The organism is Arthrobacter sp. U41 (assembly GCF_007679325.1).
Lineage (GTDB): Bacteria > Actinomycetota > Actinomycetes > Actinomycetales > Micrococcaceae > Arthrobacter.
Genome location: NZ_VEGI01000001.1, coordinates 993,675 through 1,007,673, shown reverse-complemented (window position 1 = coordinate 1,007,673; position 13,999 = coordinate 993,675). Strand labels below are relative to the sequence as shown.

The 13,999-nt window shown below is 68.6% G+C and carries 15 protein-coding genes and 1 riboswitch; of the genes, 7 read left to right on the top strand and 8 right to left on the bottom strand.

Going from position 1 to position 13,999, the window contains the following annotated elements; all coding sequences use genetic code 11:
• Nucleotides 1-58 precede the first annotated feature (58 nt).
• Complete coding sequence (locus tag FS787_RS04560) at nt 59-904, top strand: PHP domain-containing protein (RefSeq protein WP_144671091.1); 846 nt, start codon at nt 59-61, stop codon at nt 902-904.
• 26 nt (nt 905-930) lie between these two features.
• Here FS787_RS04560 and FS787_RS04555 read toward each other — a convergent pair whose 3' ends face one another.
• From FS787_RS04555 to FS787_RS04545, 3 genes are all read right to left on the bottom strand, one after another.
• On the bottom strand, nt 931-1,803 hold the full coding sequence (locus FS787_RS04555) for a site-specific DNA-methyltransferase (RefSeq protein ID WP_144671090.1): 873 nt from the start codon (nt 1,801-1,803) through the stop codon (nt 931-933).
• Nucleotides 1,804-1,811: 8 nt separating this feature from the next.
• Entirely contained in the window at nt 1,812-3,596 is a 1,785-nt protein-coding gene (locus FS787_RS04550) for a DEAD/DEAH box helicase (RefSeq protein ID WP_144671089.1), read from the bottom strand.
• 308 nt (nt 3,597-3,904) lie between these two features.
• Entirely contained in the window at nt 3,905-5,431 is a 1,527-nt protein-coding gene (locus FS787_RS04545; RefSeq protein WP_144671088.1) for an RNB domain-containing ribonuclease, read from the bottom strand.
• A 41-nt stretch (nt 5,432-5,472) separates the two neighbouring features.
• Between FS787_RS04545 and FS787_RS04540 the strand changes: the two genes are divergently transcribed.
• Entirely contained in the window at nt 5,473-6,144 is a 672-nt protein-coding gene (locus tag FS787_RS04540) for a ferritin-like fold-containing protein (RefSeq protein ID WP_144671087.1), read from the top strand.
• An 80-nt stretch (nt 6,145-6,224) separates the two neighbouring features.
• Here FS787_RS04540 and thiE read toward each other — a convergent pair whose 3' ends face one another.
• Nucleotides 6,225-6,971, bottom strand: coding sequence for a thiamine phosphate synthase (gene thiE, locus FS787_RS04535; protein ID WP_144671086.1), 747 nt, complete (start codon nt 6,969-6,971; stop codon nt 6,225-6,227).
• 26 nt (nt 6,972-6,997) lie between these two features.
• A riboswitch (TPP riboswitch) is annotated at nt 6,998-7,128 on the top strand.
• On the opposite strand from thiE, the gene thiO reads away from it, so the two are divergent.
• The 4 genes from thiO to FS787_RS04515 all read left to right on the top strand — a co-directional run bounded on the left by thiO (nt 7,123) and on the right by FS787_RS04515 (nt 9,965).
• A complete protein-coding gene (thiO, locus tag FS787_RS04530; RefSeq protein WP_144671085.1) occupies nt 7,123-8,520 on the top strand; it encodes a glycine oxidase ThiO in 1,398 nt (465 codons plus the stop codon). (Overlaps the previous riboswitch by 6 nt.)
• A complete protein-coding gene (thiS, locus tag FS787_RS04525; protein WP_144671084.1) occupies nt 8,517-8,753 on the top strand; it encodes a sulfur carrier protein ThiS in 237 nt (78 codons plus the stop codon). Before thiO ends, thiS begins: the two co-directional genes overlap by 4 nt.
• Nucleotides 8,754-8,803: 50 nt before the next feature.
• The gene (locus FS787_RS04520; protein WP_144671952.1) at nt 8,804-9,583 is read left to right on the top strand and encodes a thiazole synthase; all 780 of its coding nucleotides are present in this window, start codon (nt 8,804-8,806) and stop codon (nt 9,581-9,583) included.
• Nucleotides 9,584-9,629: 46 nt separating this feature from the next.
• On the top strand, nt 9,630-9,965 hold the full coding sequence (locus FS787_RS04515; RefSeq protein ID WP_144671083.1) for a 4a-hydroxytetrahydrobiopterin dehydratase: 336 nt from the start codon (nt 9,630-9,632) through the stop codon (nt 9,963-9,965).
• Here the strand turns inward: FS787_RS04515 and FS787_RS04510 are convergent.
• From FS787_RS04510 to FS787_RS04500, 3 genes are all read right to left on the bottom strand, one after another.
• A complete protein-coding gene (locus FS787_RS04510; protein WP_144671082.1) occupies nt 9,962-10,264 on the bottom strand; it encodes a hypothetical protein in 303 nt (100 codons plus the stop codon). The two genes, FS787_RS04515 and FS787_RS04510, sit on opposite strands and share 4 nt — an antisense overlap.
• A 67-nt stretch (nt 10,265-10,331) precedes the next feature.
• Nucleotides 10,332-10,556: a DUF3107 domain-containing protein gene (locus FS787_RS04505; RefSeq protein ID WP_144671081.1), complete on the bottom strand. Its 225-nt coding sequence runs from the start codon at nt 10,554-10,556 to the stop codon at nt 10,332-10,334.
• A 61-nt stretch (nt 10,557-10,617) separates the two neighbouring features.
• Nucleotides 10,618-11,283, bottom strand: a complete 666-nt coding sequence (locus tag FS787_RS04500) for a TetR/AcrR family transcriptional regulator (protein WP_144671080.1) — start codon at nt 11,281-11,283, stop codon at nt 10,618-10,620.
• Nucleotides 11,284-11,367: 84 nt separating this feature from the next.
• On the opposite strand from FS787_RS04500, the gene moeB reads away from it, so the two are divergent.
• A complete protein-coding gene (moeB, locus tag FS787_RS04495) occupies nt 11,368-12,579 on the top strand; it encodes a molybdopterin-synthase adenylyltransferase MoeB (protein WP_144671079.1) in 1,212 nt (403 codons plus the stop codon).
• Between the two features lie 43 nt (nt 12,580-12,622).
• On the opposite strand, the gene FS787_RS04490 is transcribed toward moeB, so the two are convergent.
• Complete coding sequence (locus FS787_RS04490; protein WP_144671078.1) at nt 12,623-13,969, bottom strand: glutamyl-tRNA reductase; 1,347 nt, start codon at nt 13,967-13,969, stop codon at nt 12,623-12,625.
• Nucleotides 13,970-13,999: the final 30 nt, after the last annotated feature.

Below are 13,999 nucleotides of genomic sequence, written 5' to 3'. Positions count from 1 at the left end.
CAACAGGCCGGGGAGCTGAACCCGGGGCGCCGCCGCATCGATCTACTAGGCTGGGGAGGTGAGGATCGACCTGCATGCCCACTCGAACGTTTCCGACGGCACCCAAGCACCCGGTGCGGTGATGGCTTCGGCGGCGGAGGCGGGGCTCGACGTCGTCGCCCTGACCGACCACGACTCCACCGACGGCTGGGCCGAGGCCTCCCTGGCCGCACGCGAATACGGTGTGGCGCTGGTGCCCGGGATGGAGGTTTCCTGCCGGACGACGGAGGGGATCAGCGTGCATCTCCTGTCCTACCTGCACGACCCCGCGCACCCCGGGCTGCTGGAGGAAATCACCAAAGCCAAGGACGCGCGCTTCACCCGGGCCGAGCGGATGGTCAGCCTGCTCGCGGAGGACTACCCGCTGAGCTGGGATGATGTCATCCATCATGTGGCGCCCGGCGCCACCCTGGGCCGGCCGCACATCGCCGACGCGCTGGTCGCCGCCGGCGTGGTCGCGGACCGCACCGAGGCGTTCGAATCCATCCTGACCTCGCGGTCACGCTACTTTGTGCAGCACTACGCGCCGGACCCTGCGTCCGCCGTCGAACTGGTCCGCGCGGCCGGCGGTGTGCCGGTGTTCGCGCATCCGGTGGCGTCCGCCCGCGGGCGGATCGTGGGGGAGCGGACGTACCGGGACATGATCGACGCCGGGCTGGCCGGGCTGGAAATCTACCACCGGGACAATCCCGAGGAGGGCCGGGCGTTCCTGCGCAAGCTCGCGGACCGGCACGGCCTGCTGGTCACGGGGTCCTCCGACTACCACGGCGCGGGGAAACCAAACGTGCTGGGCGAGAACCTGACCTCACCCGAGGTGTTCGCCCGCATTGAGGAACAGGGCACCGGAACCCCCGTGGTGCGCTGACCCGCCCCGCCCCCAGTTGGGATGCGTTAGGTGGCCGGGAAAACGGTGAAGGCGGCGTGCGGGGCGAGGCGCTTGGCCATGACATCGATCGCGGGCTGGTTCTGGTCCACGCAGACGAACTTCCGGTCCAGTTTCGCGGCGACCGCGCCGAGCGTTCCCGAGCCGGCGAAGAAGTCCAGGCACCAGTCGCCGGGCCGGCTGGAGGCGGCCACGACGCGGCGGATCAGCCCCTCGGGCTTCTGCGTGGGGTAGCCGGTCTTTTCCTTGCCGGTGGGGGAGACGATGGTGTGCCACCAGACGTCGGTGGGCAGTTTGCCAAGCTCGCGTTTGGCCGGGGTTACCAGTCCGGGGGCCATGTATGGTTCACGGTCCACCTCGGCGCTGTCGAAGTGGTACTTCGTGGGGTTCTTGACGTACACGAGGATGTTGTCGTGTTTGGTGGGCCAGCGGAACTTGGCGCGGGCACCGTAGTCGTAGGCCCAGATGATCTCGTTCAGGAAGCACTCGCGGCCGAAGATGGCATCGAGCATGACCTTGGCGTAGTGCACCTCGCGGTAGTCCAGGTGGAGGTACAGGGTGCCGTCGTCCGCGAGCAGCCGCCACGCCTCGACGAGCCGGGGCTCCAGGAAGGTCCAATAGTCACTGAACGCGTCGTCGTACTTGTGCAGCGCGCCTTTGATCGTGTCGTAGGAGCGGCCTTTGAACCCGACCCGGTCGCCCACCCCGCCGGCGTTGAGCACCATTTTGGTTTCCTGGCGCTTCTGGACCCGGCCCGTGTTGAAGGGCGGGTCCACATAAATCAGTGTGAAGGCGCCGTCCGGCAGCGTCGGGAGGTACTCCGCGTTGTCCGCGTGTACCACCAGACTGCTGCCGTCCGGCGCCCAGACGGTGTCAGTCATGGAGGGGGTTAGGCCTCGGTGCTGCGGGCCGGAGCCCCGGCCTGCGGTTCGCCTGCGACCACTTCGCCGTTGCGGCGGCGCGTCCGGGTGCGGCGGCGGGCCCGGGTGGCGCGGTCAACCTCGGTCGGCGCGCTTGTGGCCGCCTTGGCCGGAGCCTCGGCAGCGGGCCCGGTGCCGGCGTCGGCCTCTGCGGGACGACGGCGGCGGTCGCCCGAGCGGCCGCTGTCCTTTCCGCCGCCGGTGCTGCCGCTGCGGCGGGTGTCGCGGCCACTGTCACGTGAGCCACCGTCCCGTGAGCCGCTTCGGCTTCCGTCGCGTCCGCCCGTGCTGCCGCCGCTGCGGGCACTGTCGCGTCCGCCGCTGCGCGCGCTGTCACGGCCGCTGTCCTGTCCGCTGGCGCGGGTGTTTTTCTTGCCGGTCTCGCCCAGGTCCTCGAGGACTTCGGCGTCGACGCCGGCCAGCACGCGCTTGTCGCGGGGCAGGCGGCCCTTGGTGCCCTCGGGGATGTCGAGTTCCTCGTAGAGGTGCGGCGAGGAGGAATACGTCTCCACCGGCTCCGGGACGCTCAGGCCCAGGGCCTTGTTGATCAGGCCCCAGCGGGGCATGTCGTCCCAGTCGACGAAGGTCACGGCCGTGCCCTTGTTGCCGGCGCGGCCGGTGCGGCCCACACGGTGCAGGTAGATCTTTTCGTCTTCGACGCACTGGTAGTTGATGACGTGCGTGACATCGTCGACGTCGATGCCGCGGGCGGCGACGTCGGTGGCGACGAGGACGTCCACCTTGTTGTTGCGGAAGGCACGGAGTGCCTGCTCGCGGGCGCCCTGGCCGAGGTCGCCGTGGATGGCTGCGGCGGCGAAGCCGCGGTCCACGAGTTCCTCCGCAACCTTGGCGGCGGTCCGCTTGGTCTTGGTGAAGATGATGGTGCGGCCGCGGCCGCGGGCCTGCAGGATGCGGGCCACAACCTCGATCTTGTCCATGCTGTGGGCACGGTAGATCAGCTGGCGGATGTCGCGCTTGGTGAGGCCTTCGTCGTCCGGGTCGGCGGCGCGGATGTGGGTCGGCTGTGTCATGTAGCGGCGGGCCATCGCGATGACCGGGCCGGGCATCGTGGCGGAGAACAGCAGCGTCTGGCGGACGGGCGGCGTGCCGGCGATGAGGGTCTCGACGTCGGGCAGGAAGCCGAGGTCCAGCATTTCGTCGGCCTCGTCCAGGATGACCATCTTGACGTTCTTCAGGACGAGGTGCTTCTGCTTGTACAGGTCGATGAGGCGGCCGGGCGTGCCGACAACAACTTCGACGCCCTTCTGAAGGGCCTCGACCTGCGGCTCGTAGGCGCGGCCGCCGTAGATCGTGGTGATGCGGGCGTTGCGCTTGCGGGCGGCGTTCTGCAGGTCGCTGGCCACCTGGACGGCCAGTTCGCGGGTGGGGACGATCACGAGGGCCTGCGGGGCGCCGGGGGCCGGGAGCTTGTCAAAGCCGGCGTCGTCCGGTCCGATGACGCGCTGCAGCGCCGGGATACCGAAGCCGAGGGTCTTGCCCGTGCCGGTCTTGGCCTGGCCGATGATGTCATGTCCGCTCAGCGCGACCGGCAGGGTCATGGCCTGGATCGGGAAGGGGTGGGTAATGCCGGCGTCGGCAAGGGACTCCACGATGTCGGCGCGGACGTTGTAGTCGGCGAAGGTCTTTTCGGCGATCTCGTGCGGCTTTTCGTCCGAGATGATGGTCTCTTCCGGCTCGATCGTTTCCGTGCCGGAATCGTCAGTCAGAAGCTGGTGCGTGTGCAATTCACTCACTAGGGGAGTTTCCTTATTCATTTTGGGCTGCGCTGCTTGCTCAACGGGGCCGGCCGGGTGGCCGTTCCGGAGCACGCTCAGGCGCGCAGGCAATTCCAGTGGAAGCCGATCGCGGGCTATCTAAATGCTGGCACTGGGGACCAGCGGGTCTATCTCAAGATCGCGTAGGGGCGGGCTTGTTGAATTCGAAAATCAAGGAAATCAACGACCGGGCATCCATATCTACCCTTCCAGTCTAGCTGTACCCGGCCCTCATTCTCGACGGACCGCGCTGACCCGCAAAAGATGCGCGGGCGGGAACGCGGCGATTATGCCTGTTCCACCAGCTCCAGCCGGACCTCGCGGGTGGCAATGTCGGAGGACAAAATCCGCACCCGGACTTGGGTGCCGGGTTCCAGTTCGCCGGGGCAGCGGGCTGTGACCGCAGGCTCGGCGATCTGCACGATCCCGGAAGGACCATTGCCGTTGCCATTGCCGGGCTTGGTGCCGCTGTTCCCGTTTTTCCCGTTCCTGTTCTTGCCGTTCCCGTTCTTGCCGTTGCCGGCGGGCTTGGAGCCGGAGATCACCACCGCGTCAAACTCCTGGCCGATGTGGTTGACCAGCAGGGCCGCCTCGACCGTGTCGAGCGAGAGGCGCTCCAGCTTGGCGGCCAGCTGGTCCGAGGCCCCCATGATGGAGGGTAGGGACGGCAGGGCCTCGCGGGCCCACGCCGGGACCTCGGTGCCGTTGCTGAGTGCCTCGCAGATCACCAGGACAAAGCGGTCGATCAGCCGGCGCAGCGGGGCAGTGGAGTGGGCGTAGGCGGCGCCGATCGCGGCCTGGATGGCGGGTTCGGGAACGGTACCGTCAAACGGCGTGTATCCGGCGCCGCGAAACAGCATCCCGGCGGAGTGCACGATCGCCAGCTGCTGCGGGTCCGTGGGATCGAGGGTGCGCAGGTATTCCCCGTAACTCATTTCGCCGTCCCAGGGCTTTCCCAGCGCGCGGGTCTGGCGGTGAAAATGCGCCAGTGAGGCCGCGTCAGGGGCCGGCATAGTGCGCAGGATGCCCACCTTGCCCTGCAGCATGATCCCTGCGGCGGCCATTCCCGTCATCAGGGAGATCTGCGCGTTCCAGTCCTCCACCGGTAGCGGCGGGGCAGCGACAATCCGGTAGCCGCCGTCGGGCAGTTGTTCGATTTCCTGTTCCGGCATGTTCAGGCTGGCGCCGCCGCGGAGCCGTTCCAGCTCCACGCGCTTGATCCCCACTTCCTTGAGCAGCTCCAGGACGGGGCCGGCGGTGCCGGCGTCGAGATCGGCCTGCACCCCCGCGTAACTGAGCTTGGCGCGGCTGCGGACCGCAGCGCGCCGGACCCGCACCCCGGACACGTCGGCGGCGGTGTCCAGCTCGAATTCCCACACAAACGCGGCACAGGTCTGGCCGGCCAGCAGGCTTCCGGCTTCCTCGCTGATAACTTCCGGGTGCAGCGGAATCCGGCCGTCAGGGGTATAGAAGGTCTGCCCGCGGCGGCGGGTCTCGGCGTCGAGGGCCCCGCCGGGTGCCACGAAGGAGGGGACGTCGGCGATCGCGTAGAAGACCTTGTAGCCCTCACTGGAACGGTCGATGAAGAGGGCCTGGTCCAGGTCGGTGGAAGACTCCGGGTCGATGGTCACGAACTCGATGTGCGTCAGGTCCAGTTCCGGCAGCTCGTGGCCGGCCACCGCTTCCTTTGCCTCCCGGAGCGCGTCCTCGGGGAACGGGCCCGGCAGCTCGAGAGTTGTACGCAGCGCGCTGAGCGCCTCGGCGAGCTGGTTTCCCTGCCGGTGGACGCTCGGGGTCAGGCGATGATGGGACACGAAAATCAGATTAGCTTCATTTGCGCCATTAGTCTTGGACCATGAGTACAACCCCGGCTGATCCCGCCCGTTACAACAGCTTCCTGCAGGATCTGCTCGGTGTGATGGCCTACGGCGAGCTGTCCGCCTTCGAGCGGCTCTCCTCCGACGCGAGGTATTCGCCGTCGCTGCACGACCGCGCGGTCCTGGGCCGGATCGCCGTGATCGAGTTCCAGCACTACGAACTGGTGCGCGCCAGGCTTGAAGCAATGGACGTGGACGTGGAGGCTGCCATGCTGCCGTTCCAGCCGTCCGTGGACCACTTCCACGAACGCACCCGCCCGGGGGACTGGTACGAATCCCTCATGAAGGCGTATGTGATCGACACCGTCTCCGCGGACTTCTACCGCGCAGTGTCCCGCTATGTCGACGCCGGGACGCGGTCCCTGGTGGAGCAGATCCAGGCTGATGAGGAGGCCACAGCAGTGCTGCGGGAGCGGCTCAAGTCCGCCCTTGCCGATGACCCGCGGCTGGCGTCACGGCTGGCGCTGTGGGCCCGGCGCCTGCTGGGGGAGGCACTGACCCAGGCGCAGCGGGTGAGTTTCGAGCACGCGTTCCTCGGCGGACTGGCCGGCGCGGACGAGGACGCGTCCAAGGAACTGGTCCGCGGGCTGATGGCGGAGCTGGCGGCCAACCACGCGCGCCGGATGACACAGCTCGGCCTGACCGGCTGAGCCTGGCCGGTTGAGTCTGCCGGGACGGTTCCCCGCGGCCCGGACCGGGACCCGCCCGGCCCTCAGTTCCCCCGCGGGCCTCAGTTGTCCGCCGCGTCGAGCGCTGCGAGCAGGGCCCGGGCGGCGCCTGCGGGATCGTCGGCCTCGGTGATGGCGCGGACCACCACGATACTGCGGGCGCCGGCCTCCACCACCTGCTCCACATTTCCGAGGTCAATGCCGCCAATCGCGAACCACGGCACCGTGCCCGCTGCCGTGCCTTCGGCCCGGGCCGCTGCCAGCGCCTCGCCAGTCGGCCCCGCATCACTCTTCCCCGCAGGGGCCTGTGGCCGGCGGACAGCGTCCGCCGCGTGGCGCACCAGCCCGAGTCCGACGGCGGCGCGCCCCGGCTTCGTGGGGGTGGCCCACACCGGCCCGACGCAGAAGTAGTCCAGGCCTCCGCGGCCGGGTGCGGCGGCAATGGCCGCTTCCACCTGCTCCGGGGTGTGGGTGGACAGTCCGATAATGGCGTCCTGGCCCAGGAACTTCCTGGCGGCCCCGAGGGGGATGTCCTTCTGGCCGATATGGAACACCGGAGCCCCGGAGAGAGAGGCGAGGTCCGCCCGGTCGTTGACCGACCACAGCCGGCCATGGCGGTGTGCCGCCTGGTGCAGGACTTCGAGGAGCTCCAGCTCCTCGGCCGCCTCCAGTGACTTGTCGCGCAGCTGGATGATGTCCACGCCGCCGGCGAATGCCGCGTCGACGAAGTCCGCGAAGTCGCCGCGGTCCTGCCTGGCGTCGGTGCAAAGGTACAGGCGGGCAGCGGTGTGGACGGCATCCTGGCTCATGCCTTCAGCCTAGTTCCTCTAAACTGGGCCAATACCGCGGGAGCCCGCCGCCGATCGCGCCACCAGCGTCCGGCACCGGCAGGCTGAGAGGGCGTCAGAGCCGACCGCTTGACCTGATCCGGTTAGTACCGGCGTAGGGAAGGATTCCTCCATGGGCACCACATCCGCCCCCGGCACGGCCGCGCGCCGGGACACCACGACGGCCGCGGGCCGCGAAGCCACGACAGCGGCTGCCGTCGCCGATGACGACGGAACCCGGAAATGTTACGAAGTTGCCGTGATCGGCGGCGGCGTCGTGGGCCACGGGATCGCCTGGGCAGCACGACGCTCCGGGCGGTCCGTCGCCCTGATCGATGACGCTCCCGGAAGCGGCGCCAGCTGGGCTGCCGCCGGCATGCTCGCCCCGGTGAGCGAACTGCACTACCAGGAGGAAGCCCTCCTGGAGCTGATGCTCGAGTCCTCCCGCCTCTGGCCGGCTTTCGCCGCCGGCATTGAGGGCGGAGCGGGGGACGCCGGGACGGCAAGCAGCGCTGTCACCGGCACCGGGTACCTCACGACGCCGACCCTCGCCGTGGGGGCCGACGCCGCCGACCGCCGGGCACTCGCGGACCTGCGCACCGTCCAGCAGGCGTCCGGCCTGACCGTGGAGCCGCTGACAGTCCGGGAAGCGCGCGTGCGCGAACCGCTCCTGAGCCCCGGTATCTCCTGCGCCTTCGACATTCCCTCCGACCACCAGGTGGACCCGCGCCGGCTGCTCGCCCGGATCGGGGAACTGCTCGCCGGGGACAGTGGCTGCCAGGTCATCAGGCGACGAGCTGAAGGACTGGTGTGGCGGGACGGGAGCGTTGCCGGCGCCACCCTCCACGGCGGCGGCTCCGTCCGGGCCACCGAAACGATTGTTGCCAACGGCCTGGGGGCGACCGCGCTCGCGGGCCTTCCGGCCGGGCTCCGCTTGCCGCTGCGGCCGGTCCACGGCGACATTCTCCGGCTCCGGGTGCCGGAGAACCTTCGCCCGCTGCTGACCTCCACCGTGCGGGGTGTGGTCCGCGGGGTACCGGTCTACATCGTGCCCCGGCAGGACGGCACTGTGGTCATCGGCGCCACGCAGCGGGAGGATGCCCCCGGTGCCAACAGCCCGGCGGGAGCGCCGCCCGGGGGAGACCCGGCCTGTGCCGCCGTGTCCGCCGGCGGGGTGTACCAGCTCCTGCGCGATGCCATGCAGCTGCTCCCCGCCGTCGCCGAACTCGAACTGCTCGAGGCCACCGCCAGGGCACGCCCCGGGACCCCCGACAACGCGCCGCTGCTGGGCCGGGTAGCGGGGCCCGGAGGGCAGGGGGACATTGCGGGGCTGATCATCGCGACCGGGTTCTTCCGCCATGGAATCCTGCTCACCCCCGCGGCCGCGGAGATCTGCCGGCATCTGCTGGACGGCACCAAAGACCCCCGCTGGTCCCGTTTCCGGCCGGACAGGTTCACCGACCGCGGCCCGCGGGAGGCAGCACCCACAAGCACCCATCACACCCCTGAGCACAGCAAGGAAACGGTATGAACATCACACTGAACGGAAGCGGGCACACGCTGCCCGACGGCGCGTCGGTGAGCACCCTGGTCAGCGGTGTCACCGGCCGGACGCTGGCCCCAAACGGCCAGGCCGTGGACGGCCGGAAACTCGGCGTCGCTGTGGCCCGCAATGCCGAGGTGGTGCCCCGCAGTCAGTGGTACGGGACCGCGCTGGCCGACGGCGACGACATCGAGCTGGTCACGGCGGTACAGGGAGGATGAAAAACGTGGAGGAATCTGAGGAGACCACACTCGCGGCGCCGGGAGTTTCGCTGGCGGCCGCGGATCCATTCACGATCGACGGCGTACAGCTGGGCTCGCGGCTCATCATGGGAACGGGCGGAGCGCCGAGTCTGGACGGCCTGGGGGCCGCGCTGCTGGCTTCGGGTACCGAACTGACCACCGTCGCGATGCGCCGTTATTCGCCCGCGGAGGCCGGATCGCTGTTTCAGCTGCTGCTGGACCATAACATCCGGGTGCTGCCCAACACGGCGGGCTGTTTCACCGCCCGGGACGCGGTGCTGACCGCCGAACTGGCCCGCGAAGCCCTCGAAACGGACTGGGTGAAGCTGGAAGTCATCGCGGACGAGCACACCTTGCTGCCGGACGCCGTCGAACTCGTGGACGCCACCGAGCAGCTCGTGGGCCGCGGGTTCAAGGTTTTTGCCTACACCAACGACGACCCCGTGCTTGCCCTGCGGCTGGAGAACCTCGGCGCCGCCGCGGTGATGCCGCTGGGGGCGCCGATCGGCACCGGCCTGGGCATCCTGAATCCGCACAACATCGAGCTGATCGTTTCGCGCGCCTCCGTGCCCGTGGTCCTCGACGCCGGAATCGGCACCGCCTCCGACGCCGCCTTGGCCATGGAGCTTGGCTGCGACGCCGTGCTGCTGGCCACGGCCGTGACCCGGGCGCAGAATCCCGCGGAGATGGGGGAAGCCTTCAAGCATGCGGTGATCGCCGGTAGGCTGGCAAAAAGGGCCGGGAGGATCCCGCGCCGGGAGCACGCGCTGGCTTCCTCGGCCATGGAGGGCCGGGCCGAATTCCTGTAGGCCGGTCCGGCGCAGCACCTGTCCGAATGAGCAAAGGGAGCCTGCCATGACGGCCACCGGGGACGTCCTCAACGACAGCCAGATCGACTCTGCCCTGGCGGAGCTGCCGGACTGGAGATACCGGCGAGGCGGTCTTGTCACGGTCTACAAAGCGCGGACGTCGGCCGCGGCGCTGGATCTGATCGCCGCCGTCGGGAGACTGGCCGAAGAACAGAACCACCACCCGGATCTGGACTGGCGCTACAGAAGAGTGTTCCTTCGCTACAGCTCCCACGACGCCGGGGACAAAGTCACCCGGCGGGATGTCGCTGCCGCAACGGCCGCCGGTGCGGCGGCCGCCGGGCTCGGCGCGACCGCCGAGCCCGGCTTAGCCGAGGGCTAGTAGCGCAGGATGGAGGTGAGCCGGGCAGTGTCGCGCGCGGCGCGGGTTTTGCCCAGGTACAGCACGGCCGCCATCGCGGCAGCCGCGCCGAGGACCATGGGCAGCACCCACGGAATCCAGGTCAGCCCGGGCTGGTAGCCCAGGCCGGCGGCGACGAAAATCATCCAGCTCACCATCCCGGCAGCGAGCGATACCCCTGCGGGGACCGCGATGCCGTACTTGGCGTGCCTCTTGTCGTTGGCCCAGACCACAAAGCCCGCGGCCACGGTCACCAGGGCAACCACAATTAGGGAAAGCATTTTCGGACTCCTTGCGGATCTGGGGACGGGGTCAACGGCGACGCTGCCCTGCGGGCGGCCGGTGGCCTTAGAGGGCGCCGAAACCGACGCGGCGTACCTCTTCGGCGCCGATTTCAACGTAACCCAGCACGTTCGCGGGAATGATGATCTGGCGGCCCTTTTCGTCCGTCAGGCGCAGCTCGGTGCCCTTGGAAATGGCCTCACCGACCACCTTGGCCACGGCATCGGCGTCCTGGGCCGACTCAAGCACGATTTCGCGGCCGATGTTCTGAATGCCGATCTTTACTTCCACAGCGAGGCCTCCCAGCCAATCAAAGTCCAACAAATATCAAAGCGTCATCTCTATTTGTAGTCTAGGTTTCCTTGGGGAAGCGTGAGATTCCGCGCCAAGCTAAACGGTAGATCAGATCGCTGGCCACATCGAGGTCAAGATTGCCGTCAGTTTCCAGCCAGTAGCGGGCGCTGACATGCGCCAGTCCGGCGAGTCCGCGGCCCAGCAGCTGGGACTCCAGCTCGGGGAGCTTAGTGTCCTCGGCGATGACCCGGGCAACGGCGTCGGCGAAGGTTTTGTTGAACGTTTCCAGCCGGGCGCTGACGTGGGGGTCGTTGACGAGGTCCGACTCGAACACCAGGCGGTGGGCCTGGTCGTCGCTGGCGATGAAGCGGAAGTAGGCTCGCATGACCGCCTGGACGCGTTCGTCGTTGTCCGTGGTGGAGTTGAGGGCCCCCAGCAGGAGCGCGGTGAGCTTGCTGAGCTGGCTGTCCAGCAGCGCCAGGTACAAGTCGCGTTTGGACGGGAAGTGCTGGTAGAGCACGGGCTTGCTCACGTGGGCGGTTTCGGCGATTTCGTCCATCGCGGCACCGTGGTAGCCGTTGGCAACAAAGACTTCCTGGGCGGCCGCGAGAAGCTGCGCCCGGCGTTCATCACGGGGCAGCCGCGCCGATCGCTGTCCGCTTCGTGCCGGCGCGTCCGGCGACTTTCCTGCGTGACTCCGCTCAACCGGTGCCTCATGAACCACTGTCGGCCTTCTTTCCCTTGCTGTTACGTCCACTTTACGTGGCGGTAATATGACCTGGCGGTATCTTCGGGCATAGATTGAAGTATGGCTTCCAAGTTCACCCCCACCGCAGCCCCCGCAACCCCGCAGACGGCGCCCGGACCGCTGGTGGAGCCCGCGGACGGCCTGAGCCCGGCAGAAGTTGAACGCTACTCCCGGCACCTCATCATTCCGGAAATCGGGGCAATCGGGCAGCGCCGCCTGAAAAACGCCAAGGTCCTGGTGATCGGCGCCGGCGGCCTCGGCTCTCCCGCGCTGTTGTATCTGGCCGCGGCCGGAGTCGGCACCCTGGGAATCATCGACGACGACACCGTGGACCTGAGCAATCTCCAGCGCCAGGTGATCCACGGCGTCGCGGATGTGGGCCGGCCCAAGATCGAGTCCGCCCGTGACGCCATTGCCGCACTGAACCCCCTGGTGGAAGTCCGGCTGCACAACGTCCGCCTTGACGCCGGCAACGCCCTGGAACTGTTCGCCGGCTACGACCTCATCCTTGACGGCGCCGACAACTTCGCCACGCGGTACCTTGTAAACGACGCCGCCGCGATCCTCGGCAAGCCCTACGTCTGGGGCTCGATCTTCCGGTTCGACGGGCAGGTCAGCGTCTTCTGGGAACAATACGGACCCACGTACCGCGACCTCTACCCTGAGGCACCGCCCGCGGGTTCCGTGCCGTCCTGCGGGGAAGGCGGCGTGTTCGGGATGCTGTGCGCTGCCGTGGGCTCACTGATGGTGACGGAGGCCGTCAAGCTGATCACCGGCGTCGGGCGGTCCCTGCTGGGCCGGGTGGCACTGTTTGACGCACTCGGCGGGACCTGGCGCGAAATCAAGGTCTCCCGGGACCCCGAGGCGGAGCGGATCACGGAACTGACCGACTATGAGGCATTCTGCGGCATCACCCCGGCCGCGGACGCTGGCACGGAACATACGGTGACGGCAACGCAGCTGGCCACGATGCTGGCCTCCCGCACTGCCGGACTCAAGGACTTCCACCTGGTCGATGTGCGGGAAACAGGGGAGTACGAGATCGTCCGGATCGACGGGGCCGTCTTGATCCCGCAGGGCCGGATCCTCGCCGGCGACGCCTGGCACGAACTCCCGCAGGACACGGACATCGTGTTCCACTGCAAGGCCGGGACCCGGTCCGCGGCCGTCCTTGCCGCCGCCCGGGCTGCGGGCTATGAGCGCGTCAGCCACCTTGAAGGCGGAATCCTGGCCTGGGTGCGGGATGTGGAGCCGGACAAACCGGTCTACTGACCGTTGGCCTGACCTGGGGCCGGGCGGGGGAGCGGCGAGCTGCTTAGGCTGAGTGCCGGCGGGTGTCATCCCCGGCATCGTGGACACCGGCATCGTGGACTACCGGGCACCCGGCGCCGGAGGCACGCTCTGCGGGCTGTTCGACCGTGATGCCGTACAACGCTTCCAGGGCGGCGACGTAGTCTTCCTGCTGGCCGTTGGCCGCGAGCTCACGGGCCCGGACCGTGGGGACGTGCAGGAGCTGCTTGACCATCCGGCGGAGCGCGAACTCTACTTCCTCGGCCGCGGCGGTGCAGCCGTGGCGGGCCCGGACCTTTTCCATTTCCGTGTCCAGTACGTTCATGGTGTGCCGGCGGAGGGCGACGATGGCCGAGTCCACCGAGCGGGACTCGCGGTCCTGTTCGAAGGCGCTGGCCGCGCCGGCCACAATGCTGTTGGCCTGGGCCAGCGATTCGGCTTGTTCCTGCGGGGCGGCCAGGCGGACGGATTCAAGCGTGAGCAGTTCGACGCCGTCGAGTCCGCCGACGGCAGGATCAAAATCGTGGGTGAGCGCCAGGTCGATGGCAATCAGCGGCTGGAGCGAGCCCGCCCGGACCCTGGCCAGTTCCGCGGCCTCGACGCGGGTGTCTGCACCGCTGCAGCCGATCATGACATCGGCGGCGGCGACGGCGGCTGGGAGCGTTTCGCCGTCCAGCGCGGTTCCGCCGCGGGTGGCGACGAATCCGGCGGCGCGGCCGGAGGAGGAATAGACAGAGACGTCCGTGCAGCCGCGTTCGCGCAGCAACGACATGGTGGCGCCGGCGTAGGCGCCGGTGCCGAAGACGACGACCTTCTTGGCGGACCAGTCGGGGTCCTCGGAGAGCTCGGTGGCGAGATCCAGGGCCACCGACACAACGGACAGGCCGCGCGCGCCAAGGGCAGTCTGGGCGCCGACGTCCTTGGCAGTTTTGGACGCCGCCTGGAACAGCCGGACCAGGCCGGAGCTGGCCGTACCCTCGTGCTGGGCCGTAATCAGGGCCCGGCGCACCTGGCCGGCGATCTCGCGTTCTCCGACGACGGCGGAGTCAAGCCCGGAGCTGACCGAGAAGAGGTGCCGGGTGACGTCCGCACCCGTGTGCGTATTGAAGGACCGAGCGACGAGTTGTTCGTTGAGCCCGGTGGAGCCGCTCAGCTGGGCGATGAGGGCCGCCCGGGCGTTGTCCACATCTTCGGTGCGGTGCGCTTCGCCGTAGATTTCGAAGCGGTTGCAGGTGGCAAGCACAATGGCACCCGCCACGGCCGGCGATCCGGCGAGGGCGGATGTGGCGAGCTCTGAAGCGCCGGTGCTCAGTTGAGCAACGGTCTCGAGGTCGATGTCGGCGTGGGTCGCCACCAGAGAAAAAAGAACCACAGCAGGACAATCATAGCTTTTTCGTACCTG